This window comes from Streptomyces sp. NPDC002092, assembly GCF_053593775.1.
Window position 1 is genome coordinate 37,828 of the sequence record NZ_JBSFDG010000029.1, and the last position, 17,829, is coordinate 55,656.

The 17,829-nt window shown below is 68.8% G+C and carries 14 protein-coding genes; all 14 read left to right on the forward strand.

Annotated elements, in window-relative coordinates; all coding sequences use genetic code 11:
- The first annotated feature begins 3 nt into the window (after positions 1-3).
- Entirely contained in the window at positions 4-558 is a 555-nt protein-coding gene (locus ACWCRD_RS41320; RefSeq protein ID WP_007383964.1) for a NuoB/complex I 20 kDa subunit family protein, read from the forward strand.
- Entirely contained in the window at positions 555-1,298 is a 744-nt protein-coding gene (locus ACWCRD_RS41325) for an NADH-quinone oxidoreductase subunit C (protein ID WP_450970821.1), read from the forward strand. Before ACWCRD_RS41320 ends, ACWCRD_RS41325 begins: the two co-directional genes overlap by 4 nt.
- On the forward strand, positions 1,295-2,617 hold the full coding sequence (locus ACWCRD_RS41330; protein WP_365833751.1) for an NADH-quinone oxidoreductase subunit D: 1,323 nt from the start codon (positions 1,295-1,297) through the stop codon (positions 2,615-2,617). The genes ACWCRD_RS41325 and ACWCRD_RS41330 overlap by 4 nt, the downstream gene beginning before the upstream one ends.
- On the forward strand, positions 2,614-3,489 hold the full coding sequence (gene nuoE / locus ACWCRD_RS41335; RefSeq protein WP_450970822.1) for an NADH-quinone oxidoreductase subunit NuoE: 876 nt from the start codon (positions 2,614-2,616) through the stop codon (positions 3,487-3,489). The genes ACWCRD_RS41330 and nuoE overlap by 4 nt, the downstream gene beginning before the upstream one ends.
- Positions 3,489-4,835 (forward strand): NADH-quinone oxidoreductase subunit NuoF, encoded by a 1,347-nt coding sequence (nuoF, locus tag ACWCRD_RS41340; RefSeq protein WP_450970823.1) that lies wholly within the window; start codon positions 3,489-3,491, stop codon positions 4,833-4,835. The genes nuoE and nuoF overlap by 1 nt, the downstream gene beginning before the upstream one ends.
- Positions 4,832-7,336: an NADH-quinone oxidoreductase subunit G gene (locus ACWCRD_RS41345; RefSeq protein WP_450970824.1), complete on the forward strand. Its 2,505-nt coding sequence runs from the start codon at positions 4,832-4,834 to the stop codon at positions 7,334-7,336. The genes nuoF and ACWCRD_RS41345 overlap by 4 nt, the downstream gene beginning before the upstream one ends.
- Positions 7,333-8,697 carry an NADH-quinone oxidoreductase subunit NuoH gene (gene nuoH, locus ACWCRD_RS41350; RefSeq protein ID WP_450970825.1) on the forward strand — a complete coding sequence of 455 codons (1,365 nt, stop codon included), beginning with the start codon at positions 7,333-7,335 and terminating at the stop codon, positions 8,695-8,697. The genes ACWCRD_RS41345 and nuoH overlap by 4 nt, the downstream gene beginning before the upstream one ends.
- The gene (gene nuoI / locus ACWCRD_RS41355; RefSeq protein WP_450970826.1) at positions 8,690-9,328 is read left to right on the forward strand and encodes an NADH-quinone oxidoreductase subunit NuoI; all 639 of its coding nucleotides are present in this window, start codon (positions 8,690-8,692) and stop codon (positions 9,326-9,328) included. Before nuoH ends, nuoI begins: the two co-directional genes overlap by 8 nt.
- Positions 9,328-10,170, forward strand: a complete 843-nt coding sequence (locus ACWCRD_RS41360) for an NADH-quinone oxidoreductase subunit J (protein ID WP_450970827.1) — start codon at positions 9,328-9,330, stop codon at positions 10,168-10,170. The genes nuoI and ACWCRD_RS41360 overlap by 1 nt, the downstream gene beginning before the upstream one ends.
- Positions 10,167-10,466, forward strand: coding sequence for an NADH-quinone oxidoreductase subunit NuoK (nuoK, locus tag ACWCRD_RS41365; protein WP_020130147.1), 300 nt, complete (start codon positions 10,167-10,169; stop codon positions 10,464-10,466). Before ACWCRD_RS41360 ends, nuoK begins: the two co-directional genes overlap by 4 nt.
- Before the next feature lie 14 nt (positions 10,467-10,480).
- Positions 10,481-12,427 (forward strand): NADH-quinone oxidoreductase subunit L, encoded by a 1,947-nt coding sequence (nuoL, locus tag ACWCRD_RS41370; protein ID WP_450970828.1) that lies wholly within the window; start codon positions 10,481-10,483, stop codon positions 12,425-12,427.
- 5 nt (positions 12,428-12,432) lie between these two features.
- Positions 12,433-14,007, forward strand: coding sequence for an NADH-quinone oxidoreductase subunit M (locus tag ACWCRD_RS41375; protein ID WP_450970829.1), 1,575 nt, complete (start codon positions 12,433-12,435; stop codon positions 14,005-14,007).
- Positions 14,004-15,662, forward strand: a complete 1,659-nt coding sequence (gene nuoN, locus ACWCRD_RS41380; protein ID WP_450970830.1) for an NADH-quinone oxidoreductase subunit NuoN — start codon at positions 14,004-14,006, stop codon at positions 15,660-15,662. Before ACWCRD_RS41375 ends, nuoN begins: the two co-directional genes overlap by 4 nt.
- A gap of 169 nt (positions 15,663-15,831) precedes the next feature.
- On the forward strand, positions 15,832-17,808 hold the full coding sequence (gene recQ, locus ACWCRD_RS41385) for a DNA helicase RecQ (protein ID WP_450970856.1): 1,977 nt from the start codon (positions 15,832-15,834) through the stop codon (positions 17,806-17,808).
- Positions 17,809-17,829: the final 21 nt, after the last annotated feature.

Genomic DNA, 17,829 nt, shown 5'->3' on the forward strand with positions numbered 1-17,829 from the left:
CACATGGGACTCGAAGAAAAGCTGCCGAGCGGATTCCTGCTGACCACCGTCGAGCAGGCCGCGGGCTGGGTGCGCAAGGCGTCCGTCTTCCCGGCCACGTTCGGCCTGGCCTGCTGCGCCATCGAGATGATGACCACCGGCGCCGGCCGCTACGACCTGGCGCGCTTCGGCATGGAGGTCTTCCGCGGTTCGCCCCGCCAGGCGGACCTGATGATCGTGGCCGGCCGGGTGAGCCAGAAGATGGCGCCGGTGCTGCGCCAGGTCTACGACCAGATGCCGAACCCCAAGTGGGTGATCTCCATGGGGGTCTGCGCCTCCTCGGGCGGCATGTTCAACAACTACGCGATCGTCCAGGGCGTCGACCACATCGTGCCGGTCGACATCTATCTGCCCGGCTGCCCGCCGCGGCCCGAGATGCTGATGGACGCCATCCTCAAGCTGCACCAGAAGATCCAGTCCTCCAAGCTCGGCGTGAACGCCGAGGAAGCGGCCCGCGAGGCGGAGGAAGCGGCGCTCAAGGCCCTGCCCACGATCGAGATGAAGGGGCTGCTGCGGTGAGCGACGCGAACGGCACCAACGGGGTCAACCCGGAGAAGGATCTCGGCGCCGCCAACCTCCCCGGCCGGCGCGGCGAGGGCGGTGAGGAGATCCGCGTACAGCGCGGCATGTTCGGCGCCAACAACGGCGGCGACACCTCCGGCTACGGCGGCCTGGTCCGCTCGGTCCGCCTCCCGGGACCGGCGGCCCGCCCCTACGGCGGATGGTTCGACGAGGTCGCCGACGAACTGGAGGGCGCCCTGGAGGAGCAAGGACTCCTCCAGGACAACGCCATCGAGAAGACGGTCGTCGACCGCGGGGAACTCACCTTCCACATCGAGCGCGAGCACCTGCTGCGCGTCGCCCGCACCCTGCGCGACGACCCCGCCCTGCGTTTCGAGCTCTGTACCGGCGTCAGCGGAGTCCACTACCCGCACGACAAGGGCCGCGAGCTGCACGCCGTCTACCACCTGCGCTCGATCACCCACAACCGGCTGATCCGCCTCGAAGTCAGCGCCCCGGACGCCGACCCGAAGATCCCGTCCCTGGTGTCGGTGTACCCGACGAACGACTGGCACGAGCGCGAGACCTACGACTTCTTCGGGATCGTCTTCGACGGTCACCCGGCCCTGACGCGGATCATGATGCCGGACGACTGGCAGGGCCATCCGCAGCGCAAGGACTACCCCCTCGGCGGCATCCCCGTCGAGTACAAGGGCGCCCAGATCCCGGCTCCGGACCAGCGGAGGTCGTACTCGTGAGCACTTCGCAAGCCTCTCCTCGCGAGACCACGGAAGGCACCGTCTACACGGTCACCGGTGGCGACTGGGACGAGATCGTCCAGTCCGCGGCCCGCGCCGACGACGAGCGCATCGTCGTCAACATGGGACCCCAGCACCCCTCCACCCATGGAGTGCTCCGTCTGATCCTGGAGATCGACGGCGAGACGGTCACCGAGGCCCGCTGCGGCATCGGCTACCTACACACCGGCATCGAGAAGAACCTCGAGTTCCGCACGTGGACGCAGGGCACCACGTTCGTGACGCGCATGGACTATCTGACGTCCTTCTTCAACGAGACCGCCTACTGCCTGGCCGTCGAGAAACTCCTCGGCATCGAGGACCAGATCACCGAGCGCGCCAAGATCATCCGGGTGCTCCTGATGGAGCTGAACCGGCTCTCCTCGCATCTGGTGTGCATCGCCACGGGCGGCATGGAACTCGGCGCCACCACGATCATGATCTACGGATTCCGTGATCGTGAAATGATTCTCGACATCTACGAGCTCATCACGGGCCTCAGGATGAACCACGCGTACATCCGGCCCGGCGGACTCGCGCAGGACCTGCCGCCCGGCGCGGTGGACCACATCCGCGAGTTCGTGAAGAAGATGAAGAAGAACCTCCCGGAGTACGACAAGCTCGCCACCGGGAACCCCATCTTCAAGGCCCGTATGCAGGACGTCGGCTATCTCGACCTGGCCGGCTGCATGGCCCTCGGCGCCACCGGCCCGATCCTGCGCTCCACCGGTCTGCCGCACGACCTGCGCAAGACGCAGCCGTACTGCGACTACGAGACGTATGACTTCGACGTCCCGACCGCCGACACCTGCGACTCCTACGGGCGCTTCCTGATCCGCCTGGAGGAGATGCGCCAGTCCCTCAGGATCGTCGAGCAGTGCCTGGACCGGCTGCAGCCCGGACCGGTCATGGTCGCCGACAAGAAGATCGCCTGGCCCGCCCAGCTCGCCCTGGGACCGGACGGGCTCGGCAACTCCCTCGACCACATCAAGAAGATCATGGGCACCTCCATGGAGGCCCTGATCCACCACTTCAAGCTGGTCACCGAGGGTTTCCGCGTGCCGCCGGGACAGGCGTACGCGGCCGTCGAGTCGCCCAAGGGCGAACTCGGGGTGCATGCCGTGTCCGACGGCGGCACCCGCCCCTTCCGGGTCCACTTCCGTGACCCGTCCTTCACCAACCTGCAGGCCATGGCGGCGATGTGCGAGGGCGGCCAGGTCGCCGACGTCATCGTCGCCGTCGCGTCCATCGACCCCGTGATGGGAGGCGTCGACCGGTGACCACCAGTTCTTCGGAGCGGGGCGTCAGCCTGGGCATGCCCGAACTGCCCGCGCCCGCCTACCCGGACGACGTCCGAGCCCGGCTCGAGGCGGACGCGCGGGAGGTGATCGCCCGCTACCCCGACTCCCGGTCCGCTCTCCTGCCGTTGCTGCACCTCGTGCAGTCGGAGGAGGGCCATGTCACGCGCACCGGGATGCAGTTCTGCGCGGACATGCTCGGCCTGACCACGGCCGAGGTCACCGCCGTCGCGACCTTCTACACGATGTACCGGCGCAAGCCGAGCGGTGACTACCAGGTGGGCGTCTGCACCAACACGCTGTGTGCGGTGATGGGCGGTGACGCGATCTTCGAGGAGCTCCAGGAGCACCTCGGCGTCGGCAACGGCGAGACCACCGACGACGGCAAGGTCACCCTGGAGCACATCGAGTGCAACGCGGCCTGCGACTTCGCGCCGGTGGTGATGGTCAACTGGGAGTTCTTCGACAACCAGACCCCGGCCAGTGCCAAGCGCCTCGTCGACGATCTGCGCGCGGGACGGGACGTCGAGCCCACGCGCGGGGCGCGTCTGTGCACCTTCAAGGACACCGCGCGGATGCTGGCCGGCTTCCCCGACGAGCGGCCAGGGGCCGTCGAGGCAAGCGGCAGTGCGGGACCGGCGTCGCTGGTGGGCCTTCGCCTGGCAAGGGGAGAGGCCGCACCCGCGCGCGTGGTCCATCCGCGGGACGGCGGCCCGCACGAGGACGAGCCGCAGGACAGGGAAGTGCACGAGCCGTCGCCGACCGAGCACCTCAGCTCACACGATGCGCCACAGGACACGTCGGCCTCCGACCCGGCCCACCCGGCAGGGCCTGCCGCCGAGGAGGGGGAGTGATGACCTTGGCACCCGAACTGAAGAACAACAGCCCCGAGAAGCTGCTCGCACCCGTGCTGTCGGCCTTCTGGGACGAGGACCGGTCCTGGACTCTGGACGTCTACCGAAGGCACGAAGGATACGAGGGGCTCCGCAAGGCGCTCGCGATGTCCCCGGACGACCTGATCGCGTACGTCAAGGACTCCGGGCTGCGCGGCCGTGGCGGCGCGGGATTCCCCACGGGAATGAAATGGCAGTTCATTCCCCAGGGTGATGGAAAGCCGCACTATCTAGTTGTCAACGCCGACGAGTCGGAGCCAGGGACGTGCAAGGACATCCCGCTCCTCTTCGCGAACCCGCACAGCCTCATCGAGGGCATTGTCATCGCGTGTTATGCCATCAGGTCTTCGCATGCCTTCATCTATCTGCGTGGTGAAGTCGTCCCCGTGTTGCGGCGGTTGCACGAGGCCGTGCGCGAGGCCTACGAGGCCGGCTACCTCGGCGAGAACATCCTGGGCAGCGGGCTGAACCTCCAGCTCACCGTGCACGCCGGCGCCGGCGCGTACATCTGCGGTGAGGAGACCGCACTGCTCGACTCGCTCGAAGGCCGCCGGGGTCAACCGCGGCTCCGTCCCCCCTTCCCTGCGGTGGCGGGCCTCTACGCGTGCCCGACTGTTGTGAACAACGTCGAGTCGATCGCGTCGGTTCCCGCGATCCTGAACCGGGGCAAGGAATGGTTCCGGTCGATGGGCAGCGAGAAGTCCCCGGGCTTCACGCTCTACTCGCTCAGCGGCCATGTCGCGAGCCCCGGCCAGTACGAGGCCCCGCTCGGCATCACGCTCCGCCAGCTCCTCGAGATGAGCGGCGGCATGCGGCCGGGCCACCGGCTCAAGTTCTGGACACCGGGCGGCTCCTCGACGCCGATGTTCACCGACGAGCACCTCGACGTACCCCTCGACTACGAGGGAGTGGGCGCCGCCGGCTCCATGCTCGGCACCAAGGCCCTGCAGTGCTTCGACGAGACGACCTGCGTCGTCCGCGCCGTCACCCGCTGGACCGAGTTCTACGCCCACGAGTCCTGCGGCAAGTGCACGCCGTGCCGCGAAGGGACGTACTGGCTCGTGCAGTTGCTGCGCGACATCGAGGCCGGCAAGGGCGTGATGTCCGACCTCGACAAGCTGAACGACATCGCCGACAACATCAACGGCAAGTCGTTCTGCGCCCTCGGCGACGGCGCCGCCTCGCCGATCTTCTCCTCGCTGAAGTACTTCCGCGAGGAGTACGAGCAGCACATCACGGGCCGCGGCTGCCCCTTCGACCCGGCCAAGTCGACGGCCTGGGCCGACCGCACGGAGGTGAACGCATGACCGTGACCACCAGCGCTCCCTCCGGAGGGGGAGAGGCGGCGGTCCCGCCGGAAGATCTCGTGACGCTGACCATCGACGGCGCCGAGATCAGCGTGCCCAAGGGCACCCTGGTCATCCGGGCCGCCGAACAGCTCGGAATCGAGATCCCCCGCTTCTGCGACCACCCCCTCCTCGACCCGGCCGGCGCCTGCCGGCAGTGCATCGTCGAGGTCGAGGGCCAGCGCAAGCCGATGGCGTCCTGCACCATCACGTGCACGGACGGCATGGTCGTGAAGACGCACCTCACCTCGCCGGTCGCCGAGAAGGCCCAGCACGGTGTGATGGAGCTCCTCCTCATCAACCACCCGCTGGACTGCCCGGTCTGCGACAAGGGCGGTGAGTGCCCCCTGCAGAACCAGGCCATGTCGCACGGGCAGGCCGAGTCGCGCTTCGAGGGCAAGAAGCGGACGTACGAGAAGCCCGTGCCGATCTCCACGCAGGTGCTGCTCGACCGTGAGCGGTGCGTGCTGTGCGCCCGCTGCACCCGCTTCTCCAACCAGATCGCGGGCGATCCGATGATCGAACTCGTGGAGCGGGGCGCCCTGCAGCAGGTCGGCACCGGCGAGGGCGACCCCTTCGAGTCGTACTTCTCCGGCAACACCATCCAGATCTGCCCGGTCGGCGCGCTGACCTCGGCGGCGTACCGATTCCGCTCCCGCCCCTTCGACCTCGTGTCCTCGCCGAGCGTGTGCGAGCACTGCTCCGGCGGCTGCGCCACCCGCACCGACCACCGGCGCGGCAAGGTCATGCGGCGGCTCGCCGCCAACGACCCCGAGGTCAACGAGGAGTGGATCTGCGACAAGGGACGCTTCGCGTTCCGCTACGCACAGCAGCGGGACCGGCTCCAGACACCCCTCGTACGGAACGCGGAGGGCGACCTCGAACCGGCCTCCTGGCCGGAGGCGCTGCAGATCGCCGCTCAGGGACTGCTCGCCTCCCGCGGCAGGACCGGCGTCCTGACCGGCGGCCGCCTCACCGTCGAGGACGCCTACGCGTACAGCAAGTTCGCGCGCGTGGCCCTCGACACGAACGACATCGACTTCCGCGCGCGCGTGCACGGCAGCGAGGAAGCCGACTTCCTCGCCGCGAGGATCGCCGGACGCGGACGTGATCTCGACGGTACGGGCGTCACGTACACCTCCCTGGAGAAGGCGCCCGCCGTTCTGCTGGTCGGGTTCGAGGCCGAGGAGGAGGCGCCCGGCGTCTTCCTGCGGCTGCGCAAGGCCTGGCGCAGGCACGGCCAGCAGGTGTTCTCGCTCGCCACGCACACCACGCGCGGCCTGGAGAAGGCCGGTGGCACGTTGCTCGCGGCCGCCCCGGGCACCGAGACCGAGTGGCTGGACGCACTCGCGAGCGGCGTCGGACTGGAGGACGACGGGGCCAGGGCGGCCGAGGCGCTGCGCGCCGAGGGCGCGGTGATCGTCGTCGGCGAGCGGCTGGCCGCCGTGGCAGGCGGACTCACCGCGGCCGTGCGGGCCGCCTCCGCGACCGGCGCCCAGCTGGTGTGGATCCCGCGGCGGGCCGGTGAGCGCGGTGCCCTCGAGGCGGGCGCGCTGCCCTCGCTGCTGCCGGGCGGACGTCCGGCCACCGATCCACGCGCGCGTGAGGAGGTCGCTGCGGCCTGGGGCCTCGCCGAACTCCCGCACCGCTACGGCCGCGACACCAGCCAGATCGTCGAGGCCGCGGCCACCGGCGAGCTGCAGGCACTGCTGGTCGCGGGCGTCGAGGTCGCCGACCTGCCGGACCCGGCACGCGCGCGTGAAGCACTGCAGGAGGCCGGATTCGTGGTGTCGCTGGAGCTGCGCCCCAGTGAGGTCACCGAACGCGCCGACGTCGTCCTTCCCGTCGCCGCGGTCGCCGAGAAGGCCGGCACCTTCCTCAACTGGGAAGGCCGGGTGCGGTTCTTCGAGGCCGCGCTCAAGCCGGACCAGATGACCCGCCGCCTCGCGCCCACCGACGCGCGCGTGCTGCAGATGCTGGCCGACGCCATGGACGTCCACCTGGGGCTGCCGGATCTGCGCACCGTACGCGCGGAGATCGACCGGCTCGGCCCCTGGGACGGACCTCGGGCCACGGAACCCCTCGAAACCGCGGCCCAGCTGCCACGGCCCGCCGCCGGTGAGGCCGTACTGGCCGGGCACCGGCTGCTGCTCGACCAGGGGCTCCTCCAGGAGGGCGACGAAGCGCTCGCCGGAACCCGGCACGCCGCCCACGCGCGCGTGTCGGCCGCGACCGCCGCCGAGGCGGGAGTCAAGGACGGCGACACCCTCGCGGTGACCGGTCCCTCCGGAGCGGTCGAACTGCCGCTGCGGATCGCGGAGATGCCCGACCGGGTGGTCTGGCTCCCGCTGAACTCCGCAGGCGGGGGCGTCGCCTCCGACACCGGGGCGCTGCCCGGCGCTCTCGTCCGCATCGGCCCGGCGACGCTCGTCGGCGAGGCCCCCAAGGAGGTGGAGGCATGAGCCCGTACCTCGCCGCTGAAGACCTCTCGATGTTCGGCCGCGACCCCTGGTGGCTGGTCGTCATCAAGGCCGTCTTCTGCTTCGCCTTCCTGATGGTGACCGTGCTGTTCTCCATCGTCTGGGAGCGCAAGGTCGTCGCCTGGATGCAGCTGCGCATCGGCCCGAACCGGCACGGCCCCTGGGGCATGCTCCAGTCGCTCGCCGACGGCATCAAGCTGATGCTCAAGGAAGACGTCATCGTCAAACGCGCGGACAAGGTCGTCTACGTCCTCGCGCCGATCGTCGCGGCCATCCCGGCCTTCATGGCGATCGCGGTGATCCCCTTCGGCCCGGCCGGCAACGAGATCTCGATCTTCGGTCACCGTACGACGATGCAGTTGACCGACCTTCCGATCGCGATGCTGTACATCCTCGCGGTCGCCTCGGTCGGCATCTACGGCATCGTGCTGGCGGGTTGGAGTTCTGGATCCACCTATCCGCTCCTCGGCGGCCTGCGCTCCTGCGCGCAGATGATCTCGTACGAGATCGCCATGGGCGCCGCCTTCGCCTCCGTGTTCCTCTACTCGGGGTCGATGTCGACGTCGACGATCGTCGAGCAGCAGCACGACCGCTGGTACATCGTCCTGCTGCCGGTCTCCTTCATCCTCTACATCGTCACGATGGTCGGCGAGACCAACCGCGCCCCCTTCGACATGCCGGAGTCCGAGGGCGACCTGGTCGGCGGCTTCAACACCGAGTACTCGTCGATCAAGTTCGCGATGTTCATGCTCGCCGAGTACGTGAACATGGTGACGGTCTCGGCAGTGTCGACCACCCTCTTCCTCGGCGGCTGGCGCGCTCCCTGGCCGATCAGCACCTTCTGGGAGGGCGCCAACCACGGCTGGTGGCCGCTGCTCTGGTTCGTGATCAAGGTGCAGCTGCTGCTGTTCTTCTTCATCTGGCTGCGCGGCACGCTCCCGCGGGTCCGCTACGACCAGCTGATGAAGCTCGGCTGGAAGGTCCTCATCCCGGTCTCCGTGGTCTGGCTGATGCTGGTCGCGACCGTCCGGGCCCTCAGGAACGAGCACTACGACTTCGCCGACATCGCCCTCTACATCGGCGGCGGCGTCCTCGCCCTGCTGCTTCTGTCCTTCGTCGCCGACATCTTCCGCGACAAGACCGGGAAAGCCGAGCCGCCTGCCGAACAGGCCGCCGGATTCGACCCGATGGCGGGCGGATTCCCCGTACCGCCCCTGCCGGGACAGGAGCTGCCGCCGGTGCCGAGGCGCAGTCCGCGCCGCGAGCGAGAGCTGATTGTCAGTGGTGGGTCGGATACTGCCAGTGACGGATCTTCGGATGGAAAGGAGGCGTCCGATGGCTGAGGAGCCGAAGGAGACCAAGCCCGGTTTCATGAACCCCGTCGCCGGCTTCGGCGTGACCTTCAAGGCCATGTTCAAGAAGCGGCTGACCGAGCAGTACCCGGAGCAGCAGAAGACCACCGCTCCGCGGTTCCACGGACGGCACCAGCTCAACCGCCATCCGGACGGCCTGGAGAAGTGCGTCGGCTGCGAGCTGTGCGCCTGGGCCTGTCCCGCTGACGCCATCTATGTGGAGGGCGCCGACAACACGGACGAGGAGCGCTACTCGCCGGGCGAGCGGTACGGGCGCGTGTACCAGATCAACTACGCCCGCTGCATCCTGTGCGGCCTGTGCATCGAGGCGTGCCCCACGCGCGCGCTCACGATGACCAACGAGTTCGAACTCGCCGACTCCAGCCGCGCCAACCTCATCTACACCAAGGAACAGCTGCTCGCCGGCCTCGAAGAGGGCATGGTCGACAGCCCGCACGCCATCTACCCGGGGATGGACGAGCAGGACTACTACCGGGGGCTGGTCACCGAGGCCGCGCCCGGCACCGAGCGCCAGGTGGCCCTCTCCAAGGGCGAGGTCGTCCAGGAGGCCGCCTCCACCTTCGGTGAGGACGAGCCCGCCTCGAAGAAGGTGATCGGCTGATGAGCGCGCAACTCGCCGCCTACTCCACCTCCACCGGAGAGGCCTTCCAGTTCTGGGTCCTCGGCACCGTCGCCGTGATCGGCGCCCTGGCGACCGTCTTCATGAAGAGGGCCGTCCACAGTGCGCTCTCGCTCGCCGGCACCATGATCATCCTGGCGATCTTCTACCTCGCCAACGGCGCCTACTTCCTGGGCATCGTGCAGATCGTCGTCTACACCGGCGCGATCATGATGCTGTTCCTGTTCGTGGTGATGCTCGTCGGTGTGACGGCCGCGGACTCCCTGAAGGAGACCATCAAGGGCCAGCGCTGGCTGGCCCTTCTGTGCGGGCTCGGCTTCGGCATCCTGCTGCTCGCCGGGATCGGCAACGCCTCCCTCAAGGACTTCAACGGCCTGGGCGAGGCGAACGCGAACGGCAATGTGGAGGGCCTCGCGGCCCTCATCTTCACCAAGTACGTCTTCGCCTTCGAAATCACCGGCGCCCTGCTGATCACGGCCGCGGTCGGCGCCATGGTGCTCACGCACCGCGAGCGCACCGAACGTGCCAAGACCCAGCGCGAGCTGTCCGAACAGCGCGTCCGGGAAGGCAAGCACGTGCCGCCGCTGCCGGCGCCCGGCGTGTACGCCCGGCACAACGCGGTGGACATCGCGGGCCTGCTGCCCGACGGCACCCCGTCCGAGCTCACGGTCAGCAAGACGCTGCGTGAACGCGGCCAGATCCGTGACGTGTCGGCCGAGGCGCTCAACGACCTGCGGGCACTGGAGCAGCGCGCGGAAGAGCGCCTGGAGCGGACCGCGATCGATCCGGCGAACCTCAAGCGGGCCGAGGAGGCGTCGAAGTGAACCCGGTCAACTACCTGTATCTCGCCGCCCTGTTGTTCACGATCGGCGCCACCGGCGTACTGATCAGGCGCAACGCGATCGTCGTGTTTATGTGCATCGAGCTCATGCTCAACGCCTGCAACCTCGCGTTCGTCACCTTCTCCCGGATGCACGGCAATCTCGACGGCCAGATCATCGCCTTCTTCACGATGGTCGTGGCCGCCGCGGAGGTCGTGGTCGGCCTCGCGATCATCGTGTCCCTGTTCCGTTCCCGCCACTCGGCCTCGGTCGACGACGCCAGCCTGATGAAGCTCTGAGGGGTCGCTGAATCGTGGAGAACCTGATTGCGCTGCTGGTGGCGGCGCCACTGCTCGGAGCGGCCGTACTGCTGTGCGGCGGCCGGCGGCTCGATGCCGTCGGCCACTGGATCGGCACGGTCCTCGCCGGAGCCTCCTTCGTCATCGGCGTCGTCCTCTTCGCCGACCTGCTCGGCAAGGGCGCCGAACACCGGACCCTGATCCAGCACCTGTTCAGCTGGGTCCCGGTCCAGGGCTTCCAGGCGGATGTCGCCTTCCGCCTCGACCAACTCTCGATGACGTTCGTCCTGCTGATCACCGGTGTCGGCTCGCTGATCCACCTGTACTCGGTCGGCTACATGGAGCACGACGAGCGCCGCCGCCGCTTCTTCGGCTATCTGAACCTGTTCCTCGCGGCGATGCTGCTGCTCGTCCTCGCCGACAACTACCTGTTGCTGTACGTCGGTTGGGAGGGCGTCGGCCTCGCCTCCTACCTGCTGATCGGCTTCTGGCAGCACAAGCCCAGCGCGGCGACCGCGGCGAAGAAGGCCTTCCTGGTCAACCGCGTCGGCGACATGGGCCTGTCCATCGCCATCATGCTGATGTTCACGACCTTCGGGACCTTCGCCTTCGGGCCGGTCCTCAGCCACACCGGGGACACCGGCGAGGGCAAGCTCACCGCCATCGGCCTGATGCTCCTGCTCGCCGCGTGCGGCAAGTCCGCCCAGGTGCCGCTGCAGTCCTGGCTCGGGGACGCGATGGAGGGCCCGACCCCGGTCTCGGCCCTCATCCACGCCGCGACCATGGTGACCGCCGGCGTCTACCTCATCGTCCGCTCCGGAGCGATCTTCAACGCCGCGCCCGACGCGCAGCTGGCGGTCACCGTGGTCGGTGCCGTCACGCTCCTGTTCGGTGCGATCGTCGGTTGCGCGAAGGACGACATCAAGAAGGCGCTGGCCGGCTCGACCATGTCGCAGATCGGCTACATGGTGCTGGCGGCGGGCCTCGGCCCCATCGGTTACGTCTTCGCGATCATGCACCTGGTGACGCACGGCTTCTTCAAGGCCGGGCTCTTCCTCGGTGCCGGATCGGTCATGCACGGCATGAACGACGAGGTCGACATGAGGAAGTACGGGGGCCTGCGCAAGTACATGCCGGTCACCTTCATCACCTTCGGCCTCGGCTACCTCGCCATCATCGGCTTCCCCGGTCTGTCCGGCTTCTTCTCCAAGGACAAGATCATCGAGGCGGCCTTCGCGAAGGGCGGCACCGAGGGCTGGATCCTCGGCGGCGCGGCCCTGCTGGGCGCGGCCATCACCGCGTTCTACATGACGCGCGTGATGCTGATGACGTTCTTCGGCGAGGAGCGCTGGCGCAACCAGCCCACCCGCTCCCCGGAGGCGCCGAGCGCGGAGCCCGCCGCCGAGCATCATGGCGAGCACGCCGAGCCGCATCCGCACGAGTCCCCGAAGGTCATGACGATCCCCATGATCGTGCTGGCCGTCGGCTCGGTCTTCGGCGGCGCGTTCTTCAGCATCGGCGACCGCTTCCTGCACTGGCTGGAGCCGATCACCGGCCACAGCGAGGGCAACTCCCCGCTCAGCGCGGCGGCGGTCACCGGAGGGACGATGGTCTGCCTGCTCATCGGCGTCGGCATCGCTTACGCCATGTACGGCCGTCGCCCGGTCCCGTCCGTCGCCCCCCGCGGATCGCTGCTCACCCGGGCCGCCCGGCGCGATCTGCTGCAGGACGACTTCAACCACGTCGTCCTGGTCCGCGGCGGCGAACACCTCACGCGGTCCCTGGTGTACGTCGACCACACCCTGGTCGACGGCGTCGTCAACGGCACGGCGGCCTCGGTCGGCGGCCTGTCCGGGCGTATGCGCAAGCTGCAGAACGGCTTCGCGCGGTCGTACGCGGTCTCGATGTTCGGCGGTGCGGCGCTCCTCATCGCCGCGACCCTGCTGATGAGGGCGGTCTGATACCGATGTCCTTTCCTCTGCTGACAGCGACGGCGGTGCTCCCGGCGATCGGGGCCATCGCCACGGCCGCCGTGCCGGCCGCGCAGCGCACCGCCGCCAAATGGCTCGCGCTGATCGTCTCGCTCGCCACACTCGCCCTGGCGATCGTCGTCCTGGTCCGCTTCGACCCGGACGGCGGCCGTTACCAGCTCACCGAATCCCACGCCTGGATCAAGGACTTCGGGGTCAGGTACGAGCTGGGTGTCGACGGCATCGCAGTGGCGCTCATCGCGCTGACCGCGCTGCTGATCCCGTTCATCATCCTCGCGGGCTGGCACGACGCCGACCCGCTGGAGACCGGCAGCAAGCGGTGGCGGCCGACGCAGGGCTTCTTCGCCCTGATCCTCGGTGTCGAGGCGATGGTGATCATCTCCTTCGAGGCAACCGACGTCTTCCTCTTCTACATCTTCTTCGAAGCCATGCTGATCCCGATGTACTTCCTCATCGGCGGCTTCGGGGACCGTGCCCACGAGCACGGTGAGGAGGCGGCGTCGACGCAGCGGTCGTACGCGGCTGTGAAGTTCCTCCTCTACAACCTGGTCGGCGGCCTGATCATGCTGGCCGCCGTGATCGGCCTGTACGTGGTGGCCGGGAACTTCAGCCTCCAGGAGATCGCGCAGGCGCGGGCCAACGGCTCGCTGCACATGGCGACGAGCACCGAACGCTGGCTGTTCCTCGGCTTCTTCTTCGCCTTCGCGGTGAAGGCGCCGCTGTGGCCGCTGCACACCTGGCTGCCCAACGCCATGCAGGAGGCCACCGCCCCGGTCGCCGTCCTCATCACGGCGGTCGTCGACAAGGTGGGTACCTTCGCGATGCTCCGCTTCTGCCTCCAGCTCTTCCCGGAGGCCTCGAAGTGGGCGACGCCCGCCATCCTCGTCCTGGCCCTGATCAGCATCATCTACGGGGCGCTGCTCGCCGTCGGGCAGCGGGACATCAAGCGGCTGGTCGCGTACGCGTCGATCTCGCACTTCGGGTTCATCATCCTGGGCATCTTCGCGATGACCAGCCAGGGGCAGTCCGGAGCGACGCTCTACATGGTCAACCACGGCATCTCCACCGCCGCGTTGATGCTGGTGGCGGGCTTCCTGATCTCCCGGCGCGGCTCGCGGCTCATCGCCGACTACGGCGGTGTGCAGAAGGTCGCCCCGGTCCTTGCCGGCACATTCCTGGTCGGAGGTCTGGCCACCCTGTCGCTGCCCGGTCTCGCGCCGTTCGTGAGCGAGTTCCTGGTCCTGGTCGGCACGTTCACGCGCTACCCGGCCATCGGGATCATCGCCACCTTCGGCATCGTGCTCGCCGCGCTCTACACCCTCGTCCTCTACCAGCGGACGATGACCGGCCCGGTGAAACAGGAGGTCTCCGCGATGCCCGACCTCAGGGCACGCGAACTCGTGGTCGTCGCCCCCCTGATCGTGTTGCTGATCTTCCTGGGCGTCTATCCGAAGCCGGTCACCGACATCGTCAACCCGGCGGTGAAGTCGACCTTGTCCGACGTACACAAGAAGGACCCCAAGCCTGAGGTGGAGGCGGTGGCCAAGTGAGCGCATCAGCCGTCCACAGCCTGTGGACAACGGCGGCAACCGCGGCCGATCCGATCTCGAAGATCCCCGCACCGAAGATCGAATACGGGCAATTGTCGCCCACCTTGATCGTCGTCGGTGCGGCGATCGTCGGGGTGCTGATCGAGGCCTTCGTGCCGCGCAAGTCCCGTTACTACGCCCAGGTGTTCGTGTCCGCCGTCGCGCTCGTCGCCGCCTTCGCGGCGGTCGTGGCGCTCGCGGCCGGCGGATACGGCACCACCAAGGCGCACATCGCGGCGATGGGCGCGATCGCGGTCGACGGGCCGTCCCTGTTCCTGCAGGGCACGATCCTGCTGTCCGGTCTGGTCGGTCTGTTCACCTTCGCCGAGCGGCGCCTGGACCCGGAGGCGCACGGCAACCGTGTCGACTCGTTCGCCGCGCAGGCGGCGTCCGTGCCCGGCAGCGACAGCGAAAAGGCGGCCGTGAAGGCCGGGTTCACCACCACCGAGGTGTTCCCGCTGCTGCTCTTCGCGATCGCCGGCATGCTGGTCTTCCCCTCGGCCAACGACCTGCTGACCCTGTTCGTGGCCCTGGAGGTCTTCTCGCTGCCGCTGTACCTGCTGTGCGCGCTTGCCCGCCGCAAGCGGCTCATGTCGCAGGAAGCCGCGGTCAAGTACTTCCTGCTCGGCGCCTTCGCCTCCGCGTTCACGCTGTTCGGCATCGCACTGCTCTACGGCTACGCGGGCTCCGTGTCGTACGCGACGATCGCGCATGTCGTCGACGGCTCGGTCACGAACGTCGACCCGGCGCTCGCCAACACGATGGGCAATGACGCTCTGCTGCTCGTCGGCGGCGCGATGATCGTCATGGGGCTGCTGTTCAAGGTCGGCGCCATCCCGTTCCACATGTGGACCCCGGACGTCTACCAGGGCGCACCGACGCCGGTGACCGGGTTCATGGCGGCGGCGACGAAGGTGGCCGCGTTCGGTGCGCTGCTCCGGCTGCTCTACGTCGTCCTGCCCGGCCTGCGCTGGGACTGGCGGCCGGTCATGTGGGCCGTCGCGATCGTCACCATGCTCGGCGGTGCGATCGTCGCGATCACGCAGACCGACATCAAGCGGCTGCTGGCGTACTCGTCGATCGCACACGCCGGATTCATCCTCGCGGGTGTCATCGCCACGTCGAAGGACGGTGTCTCCTCCGTCCTCTTCTACCTGGGCGCCTACTCCTTCGTGACCATCGGCGCCTTCGCGGTGGTGACACTGGTGCGCGACGCGGGTGGCGAGGCGACCCATCTGTCCAAGTGGGCCGGTCTCGGCAGACGCTCACCGCTGGTGGCGGCCGTGTTCGCGGTGTTCCTGCTGGCCTTCGCCGGCATCCCGCTGACCTCGGGCTTCGCCGGGAAGTTCGCCGTGTTCAAGGCGGCGGCGGAGGGTGGGGCGGCCCCGCTGGTCGTGATCGGTGTGATCTCGTCCGCGGTCGCGGCCTTCTTCTACATCCGCGTGATCGTGCTGATGTTCTTCAGCGAGCCACGGCCCGAGGGCCCGACGGTCGCGGTGCCGTCGCCGCTGACGATGGCCGCGATCGGGCTCGGCGTCGTGGTCACGCTGGTGCTCGGTGTGGCACCGCAGTACTTCCTGGACCTGGCGAGCCAGGCGGGAGTGTTCGTGCGCTGACCCCGCACGGACCTGCATTGCGTGGGCGTGGGCCCCGGTTCTCGAACAGGAACCGGGGCCCACACTGCCGTAAGGAGGGGGCCCGGGCCTGTGGATAACTCTTGGGCTGTCAGTGCGGGCACCTATCGTGGAGGCAGTGGTCGAGGGACGACGTACGGGGGACGGAACTATGGGTGGGATGGGCGGGATCAGCGAGATGCCAGGGGTGACCGAGAGCGAGGCGCTGGCCACGCTGCACCGGGTCTTCGGCTACGAGGCCTTCCGCGGCGAACAGGAAGCCGTCATCGAGCATGTGGTGACCGGTGGCGACGCCGTGGTGCTCATGCCGACCGGCGGCGGCAAGTCGCTGTGCTACCAGATCCCCGCCCTGGTCAGACCCGGCACGGGCATCGTGGTCTCGCCACTCATCGCGCTGATGCAGGACCAGGTGGACGCGCTGCGTGCGCTCGGCGTGCGCGCCGGGTTCATGAACTCCACGCAGGACTTCGACGAGCGCAGGGTCGTCGAGGCCGAATACCTCGCCGGCGAGCTGGACCTGCTCTATCTCGCACCGGAGCGACTGCGCCTCGACTCGACGCTGGACCTCCTCTCCCGCGGCAAGATCGCGGTCTTCGCGATCGACGAGGCACACTGCGTGTCCCAGTGGGGTCACGACTTCCGCCCCGACTATCTCTCCCTGTCCCTCCTCGGCGAGCGCTGGCCGGACGTCCCACGGATCGCGCTCACGGCCACGGCCACGCATGCCACGCACCAGGAGATCACCCAGCGGCTGCACATGCCGACGGCCCGGCACTTCGTCGCGAGCTTCGACCGGCCCAACATCCAGTACCGGATCGTGCCCAAGGCCGACCCCAAGAAGCAGCTGCTGAGCTTTCTGCGGCAGGAGCACGAAGGGGACGCGGGCATCGTGTACTGCCTGTCCCGCAAGTCGGTGGAGGCGACGGCGGAGTTCCTGTCACGCAACGGCATCGAGGCGGTGCCCTACCACGCAGGCCTGGACGCGGGCACGCGCGCGGCCCACCAGTCCCGCTTCCTGCGGGAGGAGGGCCTGGTCGTGGTCGCGACCATCGCCTTCGGCATGGGCATCGACAAGCCGGACGTCCGGTTCGTCGCCCACCTCGACCTGCCGAAGTCGGTCGAGGGCTACTACCAGGAGACGGGCCGCGCCGGCCGGGACGGGCTGCCGTCGACGGCATGGATGGCGTACGGCCTCAACGACGTCATACAGCAGCGCAAACTGATCCAGTCCGGCGAGGGCGACGAGGCGTTCCGGCGCCGGGCCGCCGCCCACCTCGACTCGATGCTGGCGCTGTGCGAGACCGCCCAGTGCCGGCGCGGCCAGCTGCTCGCCTACTTCGGCCAGGAGCCCGACCCCGAGGGCTGCGGCAACTGCGACACCTGCCTGGTCCCGCCGGAGACCTGGGACGGCACGGTCGCCGCCCAGAAGGTCCTGTCGACGGTGGTGCGGCTGCAGCGCGAACGCGGGCAGAAGTTCGGCGCCGTCCAGATCGTCGACATCCTGCTCGGCAAGCGCACGGCCAAGGTGATCCAGTTCGACCACGACCAGTTGTCCGTGTTCGGCATCGGCGAGGAGCTCGAAGAGGGCGAATGGCGGGGCGTCGTACGGCAGTTGCTGGCGCAGGGGCTGCTCGCGGTCGAGGGGGAGTACGGCACGCTGGTCCTGACCGAGGCCAGTGGGTCAGTGCTCCGGCGCGAGCGGGAGGTACCGCTGCGCAAGGAGCCGAAGAAACCGGCGGCCTCGCGTTCGGCCTCGGGCTCCGCCGGCAGGGGCGAGCGCAAGGCCAGGGCCGCGGCGGCCGAGCTGCCCGAGGAACTGCAGCCCGCGTTCGAGGCGCTGCGCGCCTGGCGCGCCGAGCAGGCCCGGGAACAGGGCGTTCCGGCGTACGTCATCTTCCACGACGCCACACTCCGGGAGATCGCCACCGCCTGGCCGACGTCGGTGACGCAGCTCGGCGGCATCAGCGGGGTCGGTGAGAAGAAGCTGGCGACCTACGGGGAAGGGGTGCTGGAGGTGCTGGCCTCACTGGACGGCGCACCTCACACGGCTCCCGCCGGGGATACCGGTGCGGGCGCCGAGGACGACTGGCCCGAGACGGACGCGGAGCCGGAACCGGACTGGATATAGAGGCGGGCCGGCCGGTCGGCG

Bases quoted from the DNA above. Each gene is read 5' to 3' on its own strand.
- ACWCRD_RS41360 (WP_450970827.1), top strand. From the start codon at position 9,328: ATGAGCGCGCAACTCGCCGCCTACTCCACCTCCACCGGAGAGGCCTTC.
- nuoI (WP_450970826.1), top strand. From the start codon at position 8,690: ATGGCTGAGGAGCCGAAGGAGACCAAGCCCGGTTTCATGAACCCCGTC.
- ACWCRD_RS41375 (WP_450970829.1), top strand. From the start codon at position 12,433: ATGTCCTTTCCTCTGCTGACAGCGACGGCGGTGCTCCCGGCGATCGGG.
- recQ (WP_450970856.1), top strand. From the start codon at position 15,832: ATGGGTGGGATGGGCGGGATCAGCGAGATGCCAGGGGTGACCGAGAGC.
- nuoF (WP_450970823.1), top strand. From the start codon at position 3,489: ATGACCTTGGCACCCGAACTGAAGAACAACAGCCCCGAGAAGCTGCTC.
- nuoH (WP_450970825.1), top strand. From the start codon at position 7,333: ATGAGCCCGTACCTCGCCGCTGAAGACCTCTCGATGTTCGGCCGCGAC.
- ACWCRD_RS41320 (WP_007383964.1), top strand. From the start codon at position 4: ATGGGACTCGAAGAAAAGCTGCCGAGCGGATTCCTGCTGACCACCGTC.
- ACWCRD_RS41345 (WP_450970824.1), top strand. From the start codon at position 4,832: ATGACCGTGACCACCAGCGCTCCCTCCGGAGGGGGAGAGGCGGCGGTC.